20 protein-coding genes are annotated in these 22725 nt (G+C 64.0%); 9 read left to right on the forward strand and 11 right to left on the reverse strand.

Annotated elements, in window-relative coordinates; translation table 11 throughout:
- Positions 1-129: 129 nt before the first annotated feature.
- From H8A95_RS30325 to rpmB, 3 genes are all read right to left on the reverse strand, one after another.
- Positions 130-354, reverse strand: coding sequence for a hypothetical protein (locus H8A95_RS30325; RefSeq protein ID WP_229186512.1), 225 nt, complete (start codon positions 352-354; stop codon positions 130-132).
- A gap of 900 nt (positions 355-1254) precedes the next feature.
- On the reverse strand, positions 1255-2409 hold the full coding sequence (locus tag H8A95_RS30330) for an ADP-ribosylglycohydrolase family protein (RefSeq protein WP_229186513.1): 1155 nt from the start codon (positions 2407-2409) through the stop codon (positions 1255-1257).
- A gap of 139 nt (positions 2410-2548) precedes the next feature.
- Positions 2549-2857 carry a 50S ribosomal protein L28 gene (gene rpmB / locus H8A95_RS30335; protein ID WP_229186514.1) on the reverse strand — a complete coding sequence of 103 codons (309 nt, stop codon included), beginning with the start codon at positions 2855-2857 and terminating at the stop codon, positions 2549-2551.
- 354 nt (positions 2858-3211) lie between these two features.
- Here rpmB and H8A95_RS30340 point away from each other — a divergent pair, with 354 nt between their 5' ends.
- The 7 genes from H8A95_RS30340 to H8A95_RS30370 all read left to right on the forward strand — a co-directional run bounded on the left by H8A95_RS30340 (position 3212) and on the right by H8A95_RS30370 (position 12714).
- Positions 3212-4042: a DUF3108 domain-containing protein gene (locus H8A95_RS30340; protein ID WP_229186528.1), complete on the forward strand. Its 831-nt coding sequence runs from the start codon at positions 3212-3214 to the stop codon at positions 4040-4042.
- Between the two features lie 799 nt (positions 4043-4841).
- Positions 4842-8342: a helicase-related protein gene (locus tag H8A95_RS30345; RefSeq protein ID WP_229186515.1), complete on the forward strand. Its 3501-nt coding sequence runs from the start codon at positions 4842-4844 to the stop codon at positions 8340-8342.
- 71 nt (positions 8343-8413) lie between these two features.
- A complete protein-coding gene (locus tag H8A95_RS30350; protein ID WP_229186516.1) occupies positions 8414-8698 on the forward strand; it encodes an RNA-binding S4 domain-containing protein in 285 nt (94 codons plus the stop codon).
- 218 nt (positions 8699-8916) lie between these two features.
- On the forward strand, positions 8917-9255 hold the full coding sequence (gene fdxA, locus H8A95_RS30355; RefSeq protein ID WP_092120017.1) for a ferredoxin FdxA: 339 nt from the start codon (positions 8917-8919) through the stop codon (positions 9253-9255).
- 431 nt (positions 9256-9686) lie between these two features.
- Entirely contained in the window at positions 9687-10475 is a 789-nt protein-coding gene (locus tag H8A95_RS30360; protein ID WP_229186517.1) for a CarD family transcriptional regulator, read from the forward strand.
- A gap of 406 nt (positions 10476-10881) precedes the next feature.
- Positions 10882-12102 carry an MFS transporter gene (locus tag H8A95_RS30365; protein WP_229186518.1) on the forward strand — a complete coding sequence of 407 codons (1221 nt, stop codon included), beginning with the start codon at positions 10882-10884 and terminating at the stop codon, positions 12100-12102.
- Positions 12103-12315: 213 nt separating this feature from the next.
- Entirely contained in the window at positions 12316-12714 is a 399-nt protein-coding gene (locus H8A95_RS30370; RefSeq protein ID WP_229186519.1) for a nuclear transport factor 2 family protein, read from the forward strand.
- A gap of 71 nt (positions 12715-12785) precedes the next feature.
- Here the strand turns inward: H8A95_RS30370 and H8A95_RS30375 are convergent, their stop codons facing one another.
- Genes H8A95_RS30375 through cyoA form a run of 7 tightly spaced genes read right to left on the reverse strand, consistent with a single transcriptional unit; the run spans position 12786 to position 19718 of the window.
- Positions 12786-13322 (reverse strand): response regulator transcription factor, encoded by a 537-nt coding sequence (locus tag H8A95_RS30375; protein WP_163160946.1) that lies wholly within the window; start codon positions 13320-13322, stop codon positions 12786-12788.
- On the reverse strand, positions 13312-14640 hold the full coding sequence (locus tag H8A95_RS30380; RefSeq protein WP_420839473.1) for an ATP-binding protein: 1329 nt from the start codon (positions 14638-14640) through the stop codon (positions 13312-13314). Before H8A95_RS30380 ends, H8A95_RS30375 begins: the two co-directional genes overlap by 11 nt.
- 28 nt (positions 14641-14668) lie before the next feature.
- Positions 14669-15457: an SURF1 family protein gene (locus H8A95_RS30385; RefSeq protein ID WP_229186529.1), complete on the reverse strand. Its 789-nt coding sequence runs from the start codon at positions 15455-15457 to the stop codon at positions 14669-14671.
- Between the two features lie 44 nt (positions 15458-15501).
- Entirely contained in the window at positions 15502-15906 is a 405-nt protein-coding gene (gene cyoD / locus H8A95_RS30390) for a cytochrome o ubiquinol oxidase subunit IV (protein WP_229186521.1), read from the reverse strand.
- The gene (cyoC, locus tag H8A95_RS30395) at positions 15903-16541 is read right to left on the reverse strand and encodes a cytochrome o ubiquinol oxidase subunit III (RefSeq protein ID WP_229186522.1); all 639 of its coding nucleotides are present in this window, start codon (positions 16539-16541) and stop codon (positions 15903-15905) included. The genes cyoD and cyoC overlap by 4 nt, the downstream gene beginning before the upstream one ends.
- Positions 16538-18541 carry a cytochrome o ubiquinol oxidase subunit I gene (gene cyoB, locus H8A95_RS30400; RefSeq protein ID WP_229186523.1) on the reverse strand — a complete coding sequence of 668 codons (2004 nt, stop codon included), beginning with the start codon at positions 18539-18541 and terminating at the stop codon, positions 16538-16540. Before cyoB ends, cyoC begins: the two co-directional genes overlap by 4 nt.
- A 10-nt stretch (positions 18542-18551) precedes the next feature.
- Positions 18552-19718 (reverse strand): ubiquinol oxidase subunit II, encoded by a 1167-nt coding sequence (gene cyoA, locus H8A95_RS30405; RefSeq protein WP_229186524.1) that lies wholly within the window; start codon positions 19716-19718, stop codon positions 18552-18554.
- A 246-nt stretch (positions 19719-19964) separates the two neighbouring features.
- On the opposite strand from cyoA, the gene H8A95_RS30410 reads away from it, so the two are divergent.
- Positions 19965-21254: an MFS transporter gene (locus H8A95_RS30410; RefSeq protein ID WP_229186525.1), complete on the forward strand. Its 1290-nt coding sequence runs from the start codon at positions 19965-19967 to the stop codon at positions 21252-21254.
- Position 21255: 1 nt separating this feature from the next.
- Here the strand turns inward: H8A95_RS30410 and H8A95_RS30415 are convergent, their stop codons facing one another.
- Complete coding sequence (locus tag H8A95_RS30415) at positions 21256-22065, reverse strand: transporter (protein WP_229186526.1); 810 nt, start codon at positions 22063-22065, stop codon at positions 21256-21258.
- A 227-nt stretch (positions 22066-22292) separates the two neighbouring features.
- Between H8A95_RS30415 and H8A95_RS30420 the strand changes: the two genes are divergently transcribed.
- On the forward strand, positions 22293-22694 hold the full coding sequence (locus H8A95_RS30420; RefSeq protein ID WP_229186527.1) for a c-type cytochrome: 402 nt from the start codon (positions 22293-22295) through the stop codon (positions 22692-22694).
- Positions 22695-22725: the final 31 nt, after the last annotated feature.

Below are 22725 nucleotides of genomic sequence, written 5' to 3' on the forward strand. Positions count from 1 at the left end.
AACCACCAAAAATGTGCCGTTACATGGAATGTTGCCCCAGCGTCGCATCAAATACACAGCCGGGGTTGGGTCCCGGCTCCCGTGCGCAATTGCGCACTCGGCCGGGACGACGATGACGAGATAGCCCCCTTAACGATAACGCACGCTGCCGGTGGTCACCGGATCGGTCGGCAGCACGGTGGCGCCGGCGCGGTTGGCGGCGGCGGAAGTGATCATGCCGGGCTCGCCGGCCGCTACATTGCGGGGCGGGTGGAATTCGAGGACGACGAGGGCGACTGTTGCGAGCACCGCCACGGCGGCGGTTGCGATCGCAGGCACCAGTCTTCCGCGCGTATCGGCTGCGCGAACTTGCATTGATCAATTCCTTTATCGGGGTCGTTCTTTGGACGTGACATAAGAACGGCCAGGCTTCTTCCCAAGAGTGCGGCGCACATGCCTCACAATCAGTTGTACCGGCCGTGATGTCCCTCACGGTGTTCGAGCCGCGCGGCGTGGCCGCGTCGAATCGCAATCGTGTCGGACGGCTTGTTTGCACACTAATATCTGGAAGAGATCGTGGCGTTTTGCATGCGCCTCATGCGCTCGTGATGATGCGCAGTGATGTTGTGATTAATAGCGACGCGAGAAGCCGCTTCTGCCTTTATTTATAGGCTTTCTTGGTTGGTTAAGGCGCGTGCGTTAAGCGTTTCTTCACGCGCGGACGGCGCATCAGCAGAGATTCGCGCTGCGGCGAGCGATGACACCGCTGTCATTGGCAGCAGGTGGCAGTGGGCTCACCGCAGCTGTTGCGGATTCTGTCATTGCGAGGAGCGAAGCGACGAAGCAATCCATCTCTCCATGCCCATTCCGATGGATTGTTTTGCTTTGCACGCAATCGCGCAAAGAAGAATTCACTCGCGTCACGCCGCACGCGCGTAGGTCAGATCCCCGGCGAGACTGGGCTTTTTTTGTCACCGCCTTTGCAAGACGCTTTCGCATTTTCGTGGGGGACACCTACCACCAGGGCGTCGGGACCACACGCTTTCACCGTCCGCGACGAAGCGCGCTCGTCTCGCGCATCTCTCTCGTCCACCGCATCCCGCAACCCAACGTCCGTGACGATCGCGATACGCCCCTCTCAGAGGAGGCGCGACGCGGTGGATATACTCGTGAGTTGGGGTGTCAGAGAATAGGAATATTTTCTTTGCGGAAACTGGACGAGGTGTGTCGCGTTGAAGTTGCTGGATAAATTCGAATCTTGGCGCGCTAAATAGCTTAACGCCGCTTCTTTCGCGCGAGTTTAGCCTTGGCAACAATTGCGGAGAACGCGATTGCTGCATCTACGGAGTTAGTCGAATCAATACAGTGATTCAGTAAACGTCCAAGTTCGGCATCTTCGAAGTTTGAGCGGATCACCGCATCGGTCCACTCATCAATCCCACTATTGGGTTGTCGTGGACTGCTTGCCGTGCCGCGATTCGTAGGTTGCAATTTGCCTTGGAAAGTATCGTCCAAAGGCAAACTTGATTGAATCGTTTGCCCCGCGGGTCTCGAATTGATCGACCGCCTCTGATGTTGTGGTGGCCCAGGCAGCTGGGAGGAGTTCACTTTATCTCTCAGGTTGGCTTTGCGTTTCGCAAGTATCGACTGACCAAATGGCAGAGCGAACCACTGCCAGACAGCGTCACCTGATTTGTACTCTTCACTGATCGGCCGCAGCAAACCGAGGCCAGCAATTGCAAGTTTGTCCTCGTATCGGCCAATGGATGCAGTTTGCTTTGTCGGTGGATTCCAATGGCCAACATCCGGATACGAGAAGCTTTCTCGTGTTTCACCCCTGGCTATAGCCGCAAGACGTCGCGCCTCGGCAACAATATAGTCGTGGTCTTGAATATCCCATTCGGGAGCTTCGCGTGCGATTCCTCCAAGCAAAGCGCCAGCCATCGTTGCGATCGTGTCAGTATCACTTTCAAGCTCATTCGCTGCTACCACGAGCGCCACTGCTACGTCGTATTCCTTATAGGCGTAGGCGAGAATGGCGGCGGCGAGCGCAGTCTTGAAGCCCGATCCACGCAGGCGTTCCGAAAGGCAGCCTAATATCTCAAGGGATTGATGATAAAACTCATCTCGGGCGCCAAGCGAAAGGCTCAATACCGCATCTATGTCGTTGCGAGCCTCATCAACCATCCGCTCGATTGCGGAGGAAAGTGATCGGCCGACTTCGCTTTCCCAAGTTGGCAGCCAAAATGTTGCCAGTTGAGGATCGAGCGCAATAAGTCTCCCCAAATCTTTCAGTTTTTCAAGGTGCGCCTGCCAATCATTAGGGCCCGGGATGACGCCCCTATTAATCACATCATCAAGACACAGCGCATGAAAGACTGCTCCGCAGAAGCCGTGTGGATGACCGTGGGTGACGAGCGCGTCGCGCACGATTCCCCCCGAAGAATAACGTATCAACCTCTGGTCGATTCGCTAAGCGAAGAGTGTTCGGCCCAGCCAAAACAAAAACGGCCGGGTCATCGACCCGGCCGTTCAAAACTCTCTTCGCGAATTCCGCGTTCGGTCTAGCTCAGCTCGCCTTCTTCTCAAACACCGGCTTGCCGACCTTCTTCTCGATCGCGCGCTTGAGATCGAGGGCGCGGGGCGACAGCACGTCGGCCTTGGCCTTGATCAGATAGGCGTCGAGGCCGCCATTGTGGTCGACGCTCTTGAGCGCATTGGTCGAGACGCGCAGGCGCACGTTGCGGCCGAGCGCATCCGAGATGAAGGTCACGTTGGCCAGGTTCGGCAGGAAGCGCCGCTTGGTCTTGATGTTGGAGTGGCTCACCTTGTGGCCCGTCTGGGGGCCCTTGGCCGTCAGTTCGCAGCGCCGGGACATCTTACAAAATCCTTATTGCATCCCCGCCGCTCTGCCAGGCGTGCAATCACACGGCCCGCGCGGGGGTTTTGAATTCGCGTCCATTTTCCAGGAACCGCGGGTGTATAGGGGGAGAATACCCAAGCGTCAAGATTATATCGCCGCATGGACGTCCCGGGAAATGGCGGTTCATAAGCGCTTCCAGCCACTTAACGGCGGATATGGCAACCATATAAAGGGCGTATTCGGCTGCAACTCTTGGTTCCATAACAGACGCGCACGTTGTCCGGCCGAATTGAAGGACCAGATGGGCAACGAACAGAGCGCCGATAGCAGGACCGTCAGGTAGGTTAAGTGACCACCGCCATTGCCATTTTGCCCCCGCTCGGCCGGCTCCTCGGCCTGTGCGCCGGTGCCTTGCTGCTGTTTTGCGCCGAGCGCGCCAGCGCCCAAGGGCGGCTCGACGCCCAGTATGAGGCGACCTTGGCCGGTATCCCGGTCGGCAAGGGCAGCTGGACCATCGAAATCGGCGACGACACCTTCTCGGCCTCGGCCCAGGGCGGCACCGCGGGGCTGCTGAAGGCGTTTTCCGGCGGCTCCGGCTCGGGCGCCTCGCAGGGCCGCGTCGTCAACGGTTCGCTCGTGGCCGCCTCCTACACCGCGACCACCACGACCTCGAAGAAATCCGAGACGATCCGGATGGTGCTCGCGGGTGGCGGCATCAAGGAATCCGCGATCGAGCCGGAGCCGCCGGTCGATGCCGACCGGCTGCCGGTCTCGGACGCGCAGAAGAAGAACGCCTTCGATCCGATGACCGGCTCGTTCCTGCGCGCGCCCGGCAATGCCGAACTGATGAGCCCGGATGTCTGCCGCACCGGCGCCGGCGTGTTCGACGGCCGCATGCGCTACGACATGAAGCTGGATTTCAAGCGGGTCGAGATCGTCAAGGCCGAGCGCGGCTATCACGGCCCGGCGCTGGTCTGCGCGCTCTATTTCGTGCCGATCTCGGGCTACATCCCGGATCGCCCGGTGATCAAATATCTCGCCGCCCAGCGCAACATCGAGATCGCCTTCGTGCCGATCGCCGGCACCCGCCTTCTGGTGCCGTTCCGCATGACGATCCCGACCCCGCTCGGCCAGGCCATGCTGGAAGCGACGTCCTTTGTCACCACAGCCGCGCCGCCGCGCGTGGCGAAGACGCAGTAGGGGATTTCGTTCCGAACGGTCCGACCGTCACCCTGAGGAGCGCGCAAGAGCGCGCTCCTCAGGGTGACGGGACTGAAACGCGGGAGGATGCGCTTCCCTTCTCCCCCTGGTGGGAGAAGGTGGCGCGGACGTAGTCCGCGACGGATGAGGGGTCTCTATCCGCGGAGACAGAGCCCTCACCCGGCGCCTGCGGCGCCACCCTCTCCCACACGCAAGTCGGGCTTGCCCGACTTGCGTAGCTTCGTGATGCGCAACCGGGGTAAACCCCGGTTGCGGGGGGAGAGGGTACTTCGGAGGCGCTTCGCGTGATCGGGCATGCAACAAACGTCACCGGAATCCAGTTGACTCTTGCCCGCTTCTGATTCGACTCGCCTTCCTCTGGAACTTAAGGAATTCAGTCCGCATATCCCATGCTTGTGGAGCCCTCTCAAACTTGATCTAGTGCCGCCGCTGTGGGGTCTACCCGAGATGTTGCGGTGAACGTTTCAGGTCTGGAATGGAGTCACCGATTCGGCCGCGATTCGTTCCGGACTCGTTCCGAAGCTTAAGCCGGGCGCGGAAAGCGTCGCATTGTGAGACAGATTTTGCGAAACACTCTGCCGGTGTCAGACCGTCACCCTGAGGAGGCCGCGCAGCGGCCGTCTCGAAGGGCGACAGCCCCGCTCCGTCCGCTAGAGGAAAGTCCGATCAAAACGCGCGGATAGATCTCGGCCGATTCATCCTTCGAGGCTCGCTTCGCTCGCACCTCAGGATGACGGATCGGGTATCCTGCCAACAATTCAAGAAACACCTGCAAAAAATGGTTTTCTCAACTTCGTTCGGAAATGACCGCGTGCCCGGTGCGGGTGTCACTGCGGTGCTGGGGCCGACCAACACCGGCAAGACGCATCTCGCGATCGAGCGCATGCTGGCGCATTCGTCGGGCCTGATCGGGCTGCCGCTGCGGCTGCTCGCGCGCGAGGTCTACAACAAGATCGTCGATCGCGCCGGCGTCGACAACGTCGCCCTCGTCACCGGCGAAGAGAAGATCAAGCCGAAGGCGCCGCGGTTCTGGGTCTCGACCGTGGAAGCGATGCCGCGCGATCTCGATGTCTCGTTCCTTGCGGTCGATGAGATCCAGATCGCGGCCGATCTCGAGCGCGGGCATGTGTTCACCGATCGCATCCTCAATCGCCGTGGCCGCGACGAGACGCTGCTGCTGGGTGCTGCGACGATGCGGCCGATCATCGAGCGGCTGCTGCCGGGCGCCTCGATCGTCACGCGGCCGAGGTTGTCGCAGCTCGAATTCGCCGGCGACCGCAAGATCACGCGGCAACCGCGCCGCACAGCAATTGTCGCGTTCTCCGCGGATGAGGTCTACGCAATTGCAGAGCTGATCCGCCGCCAGCATGGCGGCGCGGCCGTCGTGCTCGGCTCGCTCAGCCCACGCACGCGCAACGCGCAGGTTGCGATGTTCCAGAATGGCGACGTCGATTACCTCGTTGCAACAGATGCGGTCGGCATGGGGCTCAATCTCGACGTCGATCACGTCGCCTTCGCCTCCGACCGCAAGTATGACGGCTATCAGTTCCGCCGGCTGACACCGGCCGAATTCGCCCAGATAGCCGGCCGCGCCGGGCGCGCGACGCGCAACGGCACCTTTGGTACGACGGGCCGCTGCGCGCCGTTCGAGCCGGAGCTCGTCAATGCGCTGCAGAACCACACCTTCGACAGCGTCAAGATGCTGCAATGGCGCAACGCGAAGCTCGATTTCTCCTCGCTCGGCGCGTTGCAGGTGTCGCTGGCGCTGACGCCTAATCATGAGGCACTGACGCGGGCCCCGGTGGCCGAGGACCTGCGCGTGCTCGAACATGTCGCACGCGACGCCGAGGTGCGCGAATGGGCGCATGGGGCCAAGGCCGTGGAGCGGCTATGGGAGGCCTGCCAGGTTCCGGACTACCGAAAGCTGTCGCCGGCCGCCCATGCCGAACTCGTGACCACGCTGTATGGCTTCCTGATGCAAAAGGGGCGTATCCCTGACGCATGGTTTGCCGCCCAGGTCGACCAGGCCAACCGGACCGACGGCGATATCGACACGCTATCGGGCCGGATCGCGCAGATCCGGACCTGGACCTTTGTTGCCAACCGGCCCGACTGGCTCTACGACCCGGACCACTGGCAGGGGATCACGCGCGAGCTCGAAAATAAATTATCCGATGCGCTGCATGAACGGCTCACGGAGCGTTTCGTTGACAGGCGGACCAGTGTATTGATGCGCCGCCTGCGGGAGAACTCAGTTTTGAATACGGAAATTGGCAAGACCGGTGAAGTGATCGTGGAAGGCCACGTGATTGGCCGGCTCGATGGTTTCACCTTCGCACCTGATGCGGCCGAGGCCGGCAGCGACGCCAAGGCGCTGCAAGCCGCCGCCCAGCAGGTGCTGGCGCGCGAGATCGATGCGCGTGCCGAGAAACTGGGCGCCGCCCCCGACGAGCAGTTCGTGCTGACCTCCGACGGCACCATCCGCTGGACCGGCGATGCGGTCGCCAAGCTCGTGGCCGCCGAGGACGCGCTGCATCCGCGGCTGCGCATCATTTCCGACGAGCGGCTGACCGGCGCCTCGCGCGAGGCCGTGCAGACCCGCCTCGACCTCTGGCTCAAGACGCATATCGAAAAGCTGCTCGGGCCGCTGTTCGAACTGTCCAAGGCCGAGGATATCCAGGGCATCGCCCGCGGCATCGCCTTCCAGCTCGTCGAGGCGCTCGGCGTGCTCGAACGCAGCAAGATCGCGGCCGAGATGAAGGATCTTGACCAGCCCTCGCGCGCGGCGCTGCGCAAATACGGCGTGCGCTTCGGCGCCTATCACATCTATTTCCCGCAGCTGCTGAAGCCCGCGGCGCGCTCGCTGGCCTCGCTGCTGTGGGCCGAAAAACAAAGCAATGTCGACATGGGCGCGCTGTCGAATGTGCAGCATCTCGCCTCCAGCGGCCGCACCTCGTTCCCGGTCGACAAGGCCCTGCCGCGCGATGGCTATCGCGTGCTCGGCTATCGCCAGTGCGGCGAGCGCGCGGTGCGCGTCGACATCCTGGAGCGGCTTGCCGACCTGATCCGCCCGGCGCTGGCCTGGCGCGAGACCTCGCCGGGCGAGAAGCCCACTGGGGCGTTCGACGGCCGCGGCTTTGTCGTGACGCAGGCGATGACCTCGCTGACCGGCTCCGCGGGTGAGGACTTTGCCTCGATCCTGCGCGCGCTCGGCTACCGCATGGACCGCCGTCCGCCGCTGCCGCCGAAGCCCGTCGAGGCTGCGCCGGCCGAGACCACCGAGACGATCGCCGCCGAGACGGCGCCGGCTGAGGCGACATCCGACGCCGCCGTGGACACATCGGTCGATGCCGCCGCTGAGGTGGTGGCCGATGCGCCGGAGGCTGCGATCGATCATCAGCCGGTGTCCGGCGATCCCGCGCCGTCAGCCGCGCTGCTGCCCGGTATCGGCTTTGCCGAGGTGGTCGCCAGCGAGGCGACGCCGGTCGTGATCGAGGCCCATCAGGATGCCGTGGCCGGGCAAGCAGCTCCGGTCGATGAGCCCGTAGCAGAGCCTGCCGCTGCCGCCGAAGAATCCGCTGCTGAAGCGCCCGAGGCCGTGGCCGAGCCTGCGCCTGCTGTGGAAGCCGTTGCAGAGACGCCCTCTGAAGCTGTTGCCGACGCGCCCGCAGAGACCGCAAGCACCGAGGCTGCCACGGCCGAGGCCGCGGAAGCGCCGGCCGAGCCGCAACTGGTCGAGGTCTGGCGGCCCGGCGGCCGCTCCGATGAGCGCCGTCCGCATCATCGCGGCCACGATCGCAACCGCGGCCGCCATCAAGGCAAGCCCGCGGAAGGCGCGCAGGCCGCTGAGGGCGGCGGCGAGGGCGACAACAAGCGCGAGCAGCATCGCCGTCCGCGCCGTCACCAGGATTTCCGTGCGCCTCGTCCAGGCGCGCCTGCCGATCCGTCGGCGGCGCCTGCCGATGGCGCGCAGGCCCGCGACAACCGTGAAGACCGCGGCCAGCGCCGCGAGCGCTTCGAAGGCAAGGGGCGCGATCGCGACAATGAGCGTCGCCGCGACAACAAGTTCGGTGGTGGCGATCGCAAGGGCGAGCGCGGTGATCGTGACCGCGGCGGCCGCGATTTCGGCAAGGGCGGTCGCGACAAGCGCGAGGGCGGTCCGTCGCATCGGCCCTACGCCTCGAGCGCACCGCGCGAGCGCGACCGGCCGATCGATCCGAACTCGCCATTCGCCAAGCTCGCTGCCCTGAAGGAGCAGCTCGCCGGCCGGAAGGAATAGTCCGACATAGCGTTTTCAAGCGAAGTGGAAACCGGTTCGCGTGAAGAAAGCGCGTCAGAACTAGAAGTCCCTTGGACAGACAACGCCTCGACAAATGGCTGTGGCACGCGCGGGTGGTGAAGGCTCGCACCAGCGCGGCTGAACTCGTCGCATCAGGTCATGTCCGCATCAACGGCACACGCGAGAAATCGCCGGGCCATGCAGTGAAGGCGGGCGATGTCGTTACCATCGCGCTCGACAACAGCGTCCGCGTGCTGAAGGTGACCGGCTTTGCCGAGCGGCGCGGCGATGCGACCTCGGCGCGCGTGCTGTATGAGGATTTGCAGGGTGGCAATTTGCAAGCCGGTAAGGAGTAGTTATCTAGCGCTTGCTATCTGATTTGAGCGTGATCCGGAAAAGTGGGGTCCGGTTTTCCTCGCGACAAACGCGTAGCGTTTGCCCGGGGGGCATGCTCCCAGTAAAACCGGTGGCAGGGGCGTGAGAATACTGGCGTTTTTCGGGTGCCGCTTCCCTTGCGGCTCCGGTATTCCTGCGCTACGCAACGCCAGAAAAATCGATCGTTCCGGAGTTTTGGATGACCTACGTCGTCACTGAAGCCTGCATCAAGTGCAAATATACCGACTGCGTCGAGGTCTGCCCCGTCGATTGCTTCTACGAGGGCGAGAACATGCTGGTCATCCATCCTGACGAATGCATCGATTGCGGCGTGTGCGAGCCGGAATGCCCGGCTGACGCCATCAAGCCGGACACTGAGCCGGGCCTGGAAAAGTGGCTCGAGGTCAACACCGAATACGCCAAGAGCTGGCCGAACATCACCCAGAAGAAGGACTCGCCCGAGGACGCCAAGGAGTGGGAAGGCAAGGAAGGCAAGTTCGAGAAATATTTTTCTCCGAATCCGGGCAGCGGCGACTGATTCGCTAGCGTCCGCGAATATCGGTCGGGACTACCCCGATAAGGGCGGGCCTGGGCCGGCCGCGGCCCTGCGTTCGGCCGCCGATTTAACCCTAATGACGGACATATGACCTGAGGATGCCCTGTTATGCCCGGAATCGGGCGTAAACCATTGATTTTTGCGGAAAATGTGCTATATCTGCACCATTACAGGCCAAGAACCCCCTGCCATGCGTACCTTGTGGCTTCGAGGTTCCCGCAAACATCGAACAGGGGCGTGGCAGTTTCCGCGCGCAGGCTGTGTCACAGAAAACGCGTAAAAAGAGTGCTTCAAAGACGACAAAGAAAGCCGCTGTCGTTGCTCGCAGCGCAACCAAGGGCCGTGCCAAGGCGCCCGTGAAGGGCGCCAAGAAGGCGGCGGCTGCAAAGTCCTCAAAGAACAAAAGAAGCGTGATGCCAGAAAAGACTGCCAAGACTGCCGCGAAAGCGGCAGCTGCGAAGCCCGCTGCTGCGAAGGTCGCCCCGAAAACTGCTGCTGCCGCGCCGAAGCCGGCTGCCCCGAAGGCTGCCGTCCCCGCCGCTGCTCCGAAGGTTGCCGCCAAGCCGGCCGCCGCACCGCGCGTCGAGGAGCCGAAGAAGGTCGTGACCCAGCGCCAGGGCTTCAAGGCCAATGAATTCGTCGTCTATCCCGCTCACGGCGTCGGCCAGATCCTGGCCATCGAGGAGCAGGAGATCGCGGGCGCCAAGCTCGAGCTGTTCGTGATCAATTTCATGAAGGACAAGATGACGCTGCGCGTCCCGACGGCGAAGGTCGCCAATGTCGGCATGCGCAAGCTGTCGGAGCCGGCGCTGGTCAAGAAGGCGCTGGAGACCCTGAAGGGCCGCGCCCGCGTCAAGCGCACCATGTGGTCGCGCCGCGCCCAGGAATACGAAGCGAAGATCAACTCGGGCGACATCGTCGCGATCGCCGAGGTGGTCCGCGATCTCTATCGTTCGGAATCGCAGCCCGAGCAGTCCTACAGCGAACGCCAGCTCTATGAAGCGGCGCTCGACCGTCTGTCGCGCGAGATCGCTGTGGTCCAGCACTCGACCGAGACCGAGGCGATCAAGGAGATCGAAGGCCAGCTCGCCAAGAGCCCGCGCCGCGGCGCCAAGGCGGAAGCCGAAGGTGAAGGCGAGGGCGATGCCGACGATGCCGATACCGATGGCGACGATACCGCCGTCGAGGACGAAGCCGCCTAAGCAGCGCTACGAGATTTCAAACGAAAGCCCGGTCGCAAGACCGGGCTTTTTGTTTTTGGAGTTGGGTCCCTCGTCCCGGACGGTTCACCTCTCCCCCTGTGGGAGAGGTCGGATTGCATCGCCAGATGCAATCCGGGTGAGGGGTGCGGTCTGTCCGCGAGCGGAAGTCCCTCGATAGACCGCAACCCCTCACCCGGACCGCATTCCGCTCCGCTGCATGCGGTCCGGCCTCTCCCACAAGGGGAGAGGCGGACCGAATGTCCGGAAGCAACCTCGAGAGTCACACTCGTGCAAGCGGCGGCGTTGCACATCGCCCTGCCGCAATCGCCGCTTGGCTGATTGCCGCGACTCATGACCTCCTGCGCCACGCCGGCGGCGAGTTCGCGGAACCGGCGAGGGGCGCGGCATGCTTGCAGGACGGTTGCTGGGACGCGGTTACGACTGGCTGTGGACGGCGTTCGCCGTCTCGACATTCGGCACCTGGATCGCCTTCGACGCCTTGCCGTTGCTTGCGATCCTGGTGCTGCATGCACCGCCGGAGGCGGTCTCGGCGCTCGCGGCCGTGGGGCTGCTGGCCGGGGCCGCGGTTGCCGTGCCGCTCGGGCCCTGGATCGAATTCCGCCGCAAACGGCCGGTGATGATCGCGATGGATCTCATTCGTTTTGCCGCGACGATCAGCGTTCCCATCGCGTTCGTACTGGGACGGCTGAGCTTCGCTCAGCTCGTCGTCGTGGCCGTCATCATGGCCGCCGCTGATATCGCCTTCCGCGCCGCGAGCGGCGCCTGCCTGAAGGCGCTGGTGAAGCCGGACGATCTGGTGATCGCGAACGGCCGGCTTGAATCCACCACCTGGACCGCGACCGCGATCGGCCCGCCGCTCGGCGGTGCTGCGATCGGATTGCTCGGCCCTGTCGTCACCGTGATCGCCAATGCGCTGAGCTTTCTGCTCTCGGCGCTGGCAATCCGGCGGATCGGCGGAAACGAGCCTGCGCCGGCGCAGCGCCAGGTGCAGGCGTTTCGCGCGGCCGACTTGATCGAGGGCTGGCGGACCATTCTCGCGCATCCCGTGCTCCGCCTGCTGTTCGTCAACACCGTGGTGGTCAACGGCCTGATCATGGCGACGGCGCCGCTGCTTGCGGTGCTGACGCTGCGCGATCTCGGCTTTGCGCCCTGGCAATACGGGCTCGCCTTCGGCGCGCCTTGTATCGGCGGACTGATCGGTGCGCGGCTGGCGCCTTCTCTCACCGCACGCTTCGGGCAGCACAATGTGTTGCTCGCCGCCGGCACGCTGCGTGCGTGCTGGTCGCTCGGCCTCGCCTTCATCCCGCACGGCGCGGCGGGCATCGCCGTCGTCTTTGCGCTTCAGTTCGGTCTCGTCACCTGCATCGGCATCTTCAATCCGGTGTTCGCGGCCTATCGCCTGGCGCAGATCGAGATGGAGCGGACGGCGCGCGCGCTTTCGGCCTGGACCATCACCAGCAGCGCGACCATTGCGGTGCTGACCGCGCTGTGGGGCGTGCTGGCCGGCATTGTGGGCGTCCGTGCGGCGGTCGCGCTCAGCGGCCTGCTGCTGCTGACCACGCCGCTCTTGCTGCCGCGCCGGGCACTCAGGATGAGCGCTGCTTGATCCGTCGTCGCGGTCGCGACGCGCGGGAAGTACAGCAGCGCATCCATGCCGGCGAGGTCGCGCTCGAAGCTATGTAAACGATCCTGACCAGTATCGTCCTGTCTTGCTTCATGGATGACGACGGCAATCGGAGCGCAGCGTGCTATGCTGGCCGCCCTGCCGCTATTTGATCGACATTAATGTGCCCCATCAATTTGCAGCGAGGAGAATCCGATGACATCGAATGTTGAGGCAACCAGGAAGGGTTATGAGGCCTTTCAACGTGGTGACATTCCGGCGCTCATGAGGGATCTGATCGATGACGATTGCACGTGGATAACCCCGGGTCCCCAAGACAAATTGCCTTGGGCCGGAACCTTCAAGGGAAAGCAGCAGATTGCAAACTTCTTCGTCCAGGTCGGCGAGAATCTGGAATTCAGCGAGTTTGCACCGCGTGAGATGATTGAGCAGGGCGACACGGTTGTGGTCCTGGGTACGCTCACGGCGCGGGCAAAGAAGACAGGCAAGACCGTGACGAACGAATGGGCCCACGTCTTCAAGTACCGCGACGGAAAGGCGGTCCGTTTTCAGGAGTACATTGACACTGCGGCGGATGTCGCCGCGATGACGTGACGGAGCGAGAGGCGGCCGGTTGAATCAGGCGCGCACTCGCGTGTCTCGTCGGCGTCGCTCGCCTCTATTGCCTACTTCACCCGCTGCTTCTCGAGCTTGCGCGCCAATGTCCGGCGGTGCATGCCGAGGCGGCGGGCGGCTTCGGAGATGTTGAAATCGGTCTCGATCAGGGTCTGGTGGATGCGCTCCCATTCCAGCGTCTTGATCGAGGTCGGCCGTGCACCGACCTCGATGGCGGCGTTCCCCGCGGCCTTCTGGAATGCGGCCTCGATGTCGTCGGTGTTCGACGGCTTGGCCAGATAGTGGCAGGCGCCGAGCTTGATCGCTTCGACCGCGGTCGCGATGCTGGCAAATCCGGTCAGCACCACGATCAGCATCTCCGGATCGTGCGCATGCAGCGCTTCGACGCAGGCAAGGCCCGAGGCGCCGCCGGCGAGCTTGAGGTCGACAACGGCATAGCCGGGCGATTGCTGCTCGAGCAACTCGCGGACTTCGTCGAGCGAGGTGGATACGGCGACGCCGTAGCCGCGGCGCTCGAACGAGCGCTTCAACGTGCGGGCAAAGCCTGAATCGTCCTCGACGATCAGAAGCTGGCGTTCATCCGTCAAGAGGGTCTCCGATCGCAAGCGTCGACAGCGGCAGCTCCAGCTTCACCGCGGCGCCGATATCCGGCCGGTTGCGCGCCGTCACCACGCCGCCGAGCTTGCGCACCACGTTGACGACCAGGAACAGGCCGAGGCCGCTGCCGGGGCTGCCCTTGGTCGATTGATACGGCTTGCCGATATGCGCCAGCATCTCGCGCGAGAAGCCCGGGCCGCGATCGGTCACCGACAGCACGAGCCTGTCGGCATTGCGTTCGGCCATTAGCTCGATCCAGTCGCGCGAGACCTCGGCGGCATTGTCGAGCACGTTGAAGATCGCCTGCTTGAGCGCGACGTCGGATACGATCGCGAGATCCGTGCCGAACGCATTGCGGAAATACAGCGTGGCCGACGGCCGCGTGGTCCGCCATTCCTCCACCAGCGCGGTCAGGAACGCCGCGACCGTGGTCGGCGAGGAGCCTTCGCCGCGGGCTTCGCCGGCCGACAGCAGAATGCCCGTGACGATCGACTTGCAGCGCTGCACCGAGATCTCCATCTCGCCGAGGTCTTGCGACAATTCGGGATCGGAGGCGAGTGCGGGCATCCGGCGCCAGTCGCCCAGGATGACCGAGAGCGAGGCGAGCGGCGTGCCGAGTTCATGCGCGGCGCCGGAGGCCAGAAGGCCGATCCGGACGATGTGGTCCTGCTCGGTGGCGTGCTGGCGCAGCGCCGCGAGGCGGAGGTCGCGGTCGCGCAGATTGCGGTTGATCCGCGTCATGAACACCACGAGCAGCACGGCGTCGAGCACCAGGCCGATGAAGGTGCCGGCGACATAGAGATTGAAGGAATCGGCAAAGCCCTGCTGCGGCAGCTCCAGCGGCCGGTAGTAGCTGGTCAGCCAGGCGAAGTTCATGCAGACCAGTGCCACCAGCGACCAGGTCGAGGGCGCATCGAGCAGCACCGCGCCAAGCGTCACCTGCAGCAGATAGAGCGACGTGAAGGGATTGGTGGCGCCGCCCGCGAGATAGAGCAGGACGGTCAACGCCGCGACGTCGAGCGCCAGTGCGACCAGCAGCTCGCGGTTGTTGATGTCGGCGCGGTAGCGCAGCCAGAGCAGGCTGACAACATTGAGCGCGACGAGCCCGGAGATCACGGCCCCCAGCGGCAGCAGCGGCAGCGCGACGCCCATCCAGAATTGCACGAAGCCGATAGTGGCGATCTGGCCGATCACGGCGATCCAGCGCAGCTGGACCAGCAGGGCCATGTTCTTGCGGTTGGTCGCGAGGTCGGCGGGGGCTGCGAGATCGAACGGCATGCCGCCAGCCGCGCTCACGGCGGACGGCATCACGGCCGTGCCGGTCGCGGCGTTCTCCTCATGCGGATCCGATGTGCGCTCGAGCATCTGGGCCTGGGTCGCGTGACAGATTGCGGGCTGCGCCGATCAGGCGGCGCACGGCGGCGCGTCGTGAGTCCCACCCTGGATCGGAGGCGCCGGCGCGGCTCCTGCCGCTGACGATGCGCAGGAGCGCGCCTGCCAGCATAAGGGCCAGCGCGAACCATGTCAGCGCGTAAATCAGGTGGTTGTTCGGAAACCGCACAATCGTGAGCCCGCCAACCGGGGCGCCGCCAGGATTTGCCGTCGCATCGGCGTCGATGAAGAAGGGGGCGATGTGCGACAATCCGTGCGTGGCGGCGATCGCGGCGACGTCGCGCGAATACCAGCGGCCTGCCGCGGGATCGTTGCTGCGCAGGAAGCCGCCCTTCGGCTCCGATATCCGCAACAGCCCGGTGACGCTGACAGAGCCTTTCGGCTCGCCGTCGCGCCGCGTCGCGGGATCGCGCTTGTCGGGCGGAACAAAGCCGCGATTGACCAGGACCGTGGTTCCGTCGGCCAATTGCAGTGGCGTCAGCACCCAGAAGCCGGGGCCCTCGGCCGTCACGGCCTGCACCAGCGTCTCATCGGCATTGAGGAACGTGCCGCTCACGGTGACGCGGCGATATTCGTCACCCGCGGCCGTGACCGCCGGCCATGACGATGGGGACGGCGGAGCGACGGGTGCTGCATGCATGCGCTGCTCGACCCGCTCGATCAGCGCCAGCTTCCAGGTCCTGCGTTCGACCTGCCAGCCCCCGAGCGCGCCGAGCAGCACCACGCCCAGCATGCCGAGCGTGAGCAGTACAAGCGGTGGTCTGGCAGACCGCGCGGTCACGGCATCTGGCTCATGTCGTGCATCGGCATCATGTTGACGTTGAGATGATGCATGACCCACAGCGAGCCGGTCAGCGCGATCACCACCATGATCACGGTGAAGATCATCGCCATCATGGTCCAGCCGTTCTCGGACCGCGTGTTCATGTGCAGGAAGTAGATCATGTGGACGACGATCTGCACCGCGGCCAGCACCAGCACGATCAACGCGGTAACTGCCTTGTCGGCGATGGTGCCGGCCATCACCAGCCAGAACGGCACCGCGGTGAGGATCACCGAGAGGCCGAAGCCGATCAGATAGCTCTTCAGCGAGCCGTGGGCGCCGCCGCCATGGTCGTCATGGCCGTGGTGGCCGGCGTCGGAGTGCAAGATCTGAGCTTCGACGTGAGAGTTTGTTGTCATCGCAGCATTCCCAGGAGATAGACGAAGGTGAAGACGCCGATCCAGACCACGTCGAGGAAGTGCCAAAACATCGAGAGGCACATCAGGCGGCGCCGGTTGGCTTCGGTGAGGCCGAAGCGCGCGGTCTGCACCATCAGCGTCACCAGCCAGACCAGGCCGAAGGTGACGTGCAGGCCGTGGGTGCCGACCAGCGTGAAGAACGACGACAGGAAGGCACTGCGCTGCGGCGTCGCGCCTTCATGGATCATGTGGGCGAATTCGGTGAGCTCGATGCCGAGAAAGGCGAGGCCGAACAGCCCGGTGATGGCGAGCCAGAGTTGGGTCTGGACGATCTTCGATTTCTCCATCGTCAGCATGGCGAAGCCATAGGTGATCGAGGAGAGCAGCAGCATCGTGGTGTTGAGCGCGACGAGCTTGAGATCGAACAGGCCCTTCGGCGACGGCCCGGCGGCATAGTTGCCGCCGAGCACGCCATAGGTCGCAAACAGCATCGCGAAGATGAGACAGTCGCTCATCAGGTAGATCCAGAAGCCCAGCATGGTGCTGGCGCCTTCCGGATGGGCGTGCTCGTCGATGACGTGGAAGACCGGCTCGGAGTCCTGGATGGAGCTCTGGGTGGTTATGGCAACGCTCATGTCTGGGCTCCCGCGGCGAGAATGCGTGTCCGTGCATCTTCGGCCCGCACCACCTCATCCGCCGGGATGTGGAAGTCGCGGTGATAGTTGAAGGTGTGGCCGATCGCGACCGCGAGCAGCGCAACGAAGCTGAGGGCAGCGAGCCACCAGATGTACCAGATCAAGGCGAAGCCCATCACCGTCGCGAAGCCGGCGAGGATGATGCCGGTGCCGGTGTTGGACGGCATGTGGATCGGCTTGAAGCCGGTCAGCGGGCGCCTGTAGCCGCGGCGCTTCATGTCCCACCAGGCGTCGTTGTCGTAGACCACGGGCGTGAACGCGAAGTTGTAGTCGGGCGGCGGCGAGGAGGTCGCCCATTCCAGCGTGCGCGCGTTCCAGGGATCGCCGGTGGTGTCCTTGAGCTGCTCGCGTCGGAGGATGCTGACCGCGAACTGCATCAGCATCGCGCCGATGCCGAGCAGGATCAGGAAGGCGCCGAAGGCTGCGATGACGAACCAGATCTGCAGGGACGGATCGTCGAACACGCGGAGCCGGCGGGTCACGCCCATCAACCCGAGCACGTAAAGCGGCATGAAGGCGAAGTAGAAGCCCGAGACCCAGAACCAGAACGACAGCTTGCCCCAGAACGGATCGAGCCTGAAGCCGAACGCCTTCGGGAACCAGTAGTTGATGCCTGCGAACAGGCCGAACAGCACGCCGCCGATGATCACGTTGTGGAAATGCGCGATCAGGAACAGGCTGTTGTGCAGCACGAAATCGGCCGGCGGCACCGCGAGCAGCACGCCGGTCATGCCGCCGATCACGAAGGTCAGCATGAACGCCACCGTCCACATCATCGGCAGCTCGAAGCGGATGCGGCCGCGATACATCGTGAACAGCCAGTTGAACATCTTCGCCCCCGTCGGGATCGAGATGATCATCGTGGTGATGCCGAAGAACGAGTTGACGCTGGCGCCGGAGCCCATCGTGAAGAAGTGGTGCAGCCAGACCAGGTAGGACAGGATGGTGATGACGACGGTGGCGTAGACCATCGAGGTGTAGCCGAACAGCCGCTTGCCGGAGAACGTCGCGGTTACCTCGGAGAAGATGCCGAATGCAGGCAGCACCAGGATGTAGACCTCGGGGTGGCCCCAGATCCAGATCAGGTTCACGTACATCATCGGGTTGCCGCCGAAGTCGTTCGTGAAGAAGTTGGTGCCGACGTAACGATCGAGCGACAGCAGCGCCAGCACCGCGGTCAGCACCGGGAAGGAGGCGACGATCAGGACGTTGGTGCAGAGCGAGGTCCAGGTGAACACCGGCATCTTCATCATCGTCATGCCCGGCGCGCGCAGCTTGACGATGGTGCAGACCAGGTTGATGCCCGATAGCGTCGTGCCGACGCCGGCGACCTGTAGTCCCCATATGTAATAGTCGACGCCGACGTCAGGACTGTAGCCGATGTTCGACAGCGGCGGGTAGGCGAGCCAGCCGGTGCGGGCGAATTCGCCGACGAACAGCGACATCATCACCAGCACGGCGCCGCCAACCGTCATCCAGAAGCTGAAATTGTTGAGGAAGGGGAAGGAGACGTCGCGGGCGCCGATCTGCAGCGGCACCACGTAGTTCATCAAGCCCGTCACCAGCGGCATCGCCACGAAGAAGATCATGATCACGCCGTGGGCGGTGAAGATCTGGTCGTAATGATGGGCCGGGAGGTAGCCGTCGGCGCCGTTGAAGGCGATCGCCTGTTGCAGGCGCATCATCAGCGCGTCCGCGAAGCCGCGCAGCAGCATCACGATGCCGAGGATCATGTACATGATACCGATGCGCTTGTGGTCCACCGTGGTGAACCATTCGCGCCACAGATAGCTCCAGAGCCGGAAGTAAGTGACGAGCGCGAACAGCGCGAGGCCACCGGTCGCGACCACCGCGAAGGTGCCGACCAGGATCGGCTCATGCAGCGGCAGCGCGTCCAGGTTGAGGCGGCCGAAGATCATCTTGACGAGATCGGGATTCATGCGGTCCTCCTCAGGACTCTGATTTCGGACGCTGGCCGAGCAGCAAGGATGTCGATGACGGATGAGCGGGCGAGAACGGCGGGCGCTTCAGCCCGAAGCCGCGCAGCGGGGTCAAATCGAGCGGGGCGGTGATCTCGCGCGACGGCGCGTCCTTGATCTCGTCCATCGAGCAGATGCCGGCGACGAAGGTCGGCTCGCTGCCGAGCGGCGCGCCGCGGCGGGCGTATTTGTCGTAGGTCAGCGGCAGCGTGTTGTTGAGGCCTTCGCGGCCGAGGCCGCCCTTGGCGTCGATCGCCATCATCTCGCTCATGCACATCTTGCCGGGCTCGACGCACATGTTGAGGATCGCCTTGTAGAGATCGCGATCGACCGAGCGATAGAGCCGGACCGGATCGTTCTGGCTCGGACGCTCGAGCTGCAGATAGTCGGTGCGGCCGAGCATGTTGGCGCTCGCCTTGGCGCCGGCGATCCACTTGTCGAAATCGGCGTTCGACAGGCTCTTGAAATCGAAATGCATGCCGGAGAAGCCGGCGCCGCTGTAATTGGCGGAGAAGCCGCGGAAGGTGCCCGGCTTGTTGGCGACGGCGTGCAGCTTGGTCTCCATGCCGGGCATCGCGTAGATCTGGCCGGCAAGCGCGGGGATGTAGAACGAGTTCATCACGGAAGACGCCGTGATGCGGAAGCGGATCGGGCGGTCGACGGGAGCCGCGAGCTCGTTGACGGCGGCGACGCCGTAATCCGGGTAGATGAACAGCCACTTCCAGTCGAGCGCGACCACCTCGACATTGAGCGGGGCGTCCTTGCTCTCGATCGGCTTGTCGGCGGCGATGCGGCCGAGCGAGCGATAGGGATCGAGCAGATGGGTGCCCATCCATGTCAGCGCACCGAGGCAGATGATGATCAGCAGCGGTGCCGACCAGATCACCAGCTCGAGCTGGGTGGAGTGATCCCAGTCCGGCTCGTAGGGGGCTGCGGTGTTGGATTGGCGGTAGCGCCAGGCGAAGTAGACGGTCAGCGCCATCACCGGAAGCACGATGACGAGCATCAGGACGGTGGAGATCACGACGAGGTCGCGCTGCTGGGCGGCGATGTCGCCGGCAGGCGCCAGGACGATGAAATCGCACCCGCCAAGGAACGCCGCGAACGGCAATAAGGCCAATAATTTCAAGGCGCGCACGGCTCACCCCACTTGAATTTTATGAGTTCGGCCAAGGGGTAGCTGCGATGCAGCAAAGTTGACATTGGACAATTTGTCCAATGTTGCACTGCGGGATAGGAGGTCAGAAGGTGAGGTGGACCGCGTGGCAAAGTCTGCCCGTGGCCTCATTTCTTGCTTGAGCATGATCGGTTCGGAAAACCGGTTTCCAGCTTTCCGGATCTTGCTCCAAAGGACGGTTCTCCGGCGATGGCACAAGCCCCAGCAATGGCTCACGGCACCCCGACCGCATCAGGTCATGGGCAGGCGAAACCCGGCGAAATCGCCATCGGCGTCATCATCGGGCGCACGTCGGAATTCTTCGACTTCTTCGTCTACGCGATCGCCTCGGTGATCGTGTTCCCGAAGCTGGTGTTTCCGTTCGTCAACGAGCTGACCGGCACGCTCTATTCATTCGGCATTTTCGCGCTGGCTTTCGCTGCGCGGCCGCTCGGCACCGTCATCTTCATGGCGGTCGACCGCCGCCACGGCAAGGGCGCCAAGCTCGTCATCGCGCTGTTCCTGCTCGGCACCGCCACGGTCGCGCTCGCCTTCCTGCCCGGCTACGACACGATCGGCGTCGCGGCGATCTGGCTCTTGGCTGCCGCGCGCGTCGTGCAAGGTCTCGCCTGGGGCGGCGCCTGGGACGGCCTCGCCTCGCTACTGGCGATGAATTCGCCGGCGAACAAGCGCGGCTGGTACGCGATGGTGCCGCAGCTCGGCGCGCCGCTAGGGCTGATCGTGGCGAGCGCGCTGTTCGCGTTCTTCGCCGGCAACCTTTCGGCGGATGATTTCTTCGATTGGGGCTGGCGCTATCCGTTCTTCGTCGCCTTCGCCATCAACGTGGTGGCGCTGTTCGCGCGGCTCCGCATGGTGGCAACCGACGAGTATTCCGAGCTGTTCGAAAGCCGCGACCTGGAGCCGGCGCGGGTCGGCGAGACCATCGCGCAGGAAGGACGCAACATCCTGCTCGGCGCCTTTGCGCCGCTGGCGAGCTTTGCCCTGTTCCACATGGTCACGGTGTTTCCGCTGTCGTGGGTGTTCCTGTTCACCAAGGAAAGCCCGGTGCGCTTCCTCATCATCGAGATGATCGGCGCCATGGTCGGTGTCTTCGCGATCATCGCCTCCGGCATGATCGCCGATCGCGTCGGCCGCAAGCCGCTGCTGCTGGGCTCGGCGGTCGCGATCGCGGTGTATAGCGGCTTTGCCCCGCAGTTGCTCGACGCCGGCGCGTTCGGCGAGACGATCTACATGGTGCTCGGCTTCGTGCTGCTCGGCCTGTCGTTCGGCCAGTCGTCGGGCGCGATCGCCTCGAACTTCGCGCGCAACTATCGCTACACGGCCTCGGCGCTGACCTCGGATTTCGCCTGGCTGTTCGGCGCCGGCTTCGCGCCGCTGGCCGCGCTGCTGCTGGCGACGCATTTCGGCCTGATCTCGGCCGGTGCGTATCTCTTGTCCGGCGCGGTGTGGACGCTGCTGGCGCTCTGGCTGAGCGGACTGCGCGAAGTCGAAAGCTGATTTAGCGGAGCAGCCCGTCGACGCGGAAGGAATAGCCCAGGCCGACGATGTAGTTCGGCGAGTTGCGGTTGAGCCCGAACGCGACGTGGAGGTCGATCTGCTGGGTCGGCGTGATCCGGTACATGCCGCCGGAATTGATCAGCTGGATCGGCCGTGCGCCGTCGGGATAGTCGCCGACATATTCGGTGAACACGCTCATCCGCTCGGTCAGCTTCCGCTCGATCACGAAGGTTGCTTCCGACATGTGCCGGCCGGTCAGCTCGGCGGGCCGGAAGAATTCCGTGAACATGCCGCTGACGCCCCAGCCGTCATGCAGCTCCCATGACCATGGCAGCTGGATGTAGGGCTGCGCGCCGCGCCCGGCGATGGCAGCCGTGCCGGTCGGCAGTGCGACGCCGGCGGTGATCGAGAGGTCGATCTTCCCGGGTATCGGGCTGATCTGCCATTTGATCCCGGGAGCGACGTCGGAAAAGCCGGAGGCGCCCGGCGATCTCACATTGCCGGAATAGCTCGGCAGGTCGACCAGCACTTCGAGGCAGGGCGCGATGCCGAGCCGCCAACGGCTGTTAGTGCCGTCGATGGTTCGGCCGCCATCGCGTCCGGACAGGTTGACGCCGTTCTCGCTTTGCAGGCTCCCGACCGGCACGACGATACTCGAATTGGTGACGTCGGGCCGGTCGGTCGCGATTTCATCGCTCGCCTTGGGACAGCCGTCCGCGCGCGCGGCGGTGGCAGCTGCGAGTGTGAGCGCAGCAAGCACGCACCCGAGTTCGGCAAGTCGAGCGACGGCGCCGAACCGATTGTGAAACACTGGGGATGCTCCAATAGCGCGGCGCGGCTGCGGAGGTGGCAGCTGCGATCAAGATCGACGGGGGCGCACGGATATTCCGCGTGGGCGGGAAAAAACTTCAACAAGAGGTATTGATATCGGCGATCAATGCCGCCGGTGTCCAGTGCAATCACGGGCCGGCGGCAATCCGGGGAATAGAATGGCAGCATGGCTGCTCCTGTTGTGGTGGCAAACAGGAGACCCCGGGAATGACTATTCGTTCGATCGCAGGCGTGCTGGCGCCGCGGCACGCCAAAATCGCCGCGATGGCGGCCATCGCGATCCTGCTCGCGCTGCACAGCGCCCGTGCCGCGGGAGATCCGGCGCGCGGCGCCACGCTGTACCAGGGCTGCGGCGATTGCCATTCGATCGAGAAGAACGACGTCGGCCCGATGCACAAGGGTGTCGTGGGCCGTCTTGCCGGGACAGTCGCGGGCTACAATTACTCGCCGGCGCTGAAGGACTCGAAGATCGTGTGGACCGAGGCGAACCTCGACAAATGGCTCACCGGTCCGGACGCGATGGTTCCGGGCACCAAGATGTTCTACGAGGTTCAGGATCCGAAGGATCGGGCCGACATCATCGCTTTCCTCAAGGAGAAGGCGAAGTAGCGCGTTCTCTCTCTACGTCGTCCCTGCGGAA

Source organism: Bradyrhizobium oropedii, assembly GCF_020889685.1.
Classification (GTDB): domain Bacteria; phylum Pseudomonadota; class Alphaproteobacteria; order Rhizobiales; family Xanthobacteraceae; genus Bradyrhizobium; species Bradyrhizobium oropedii.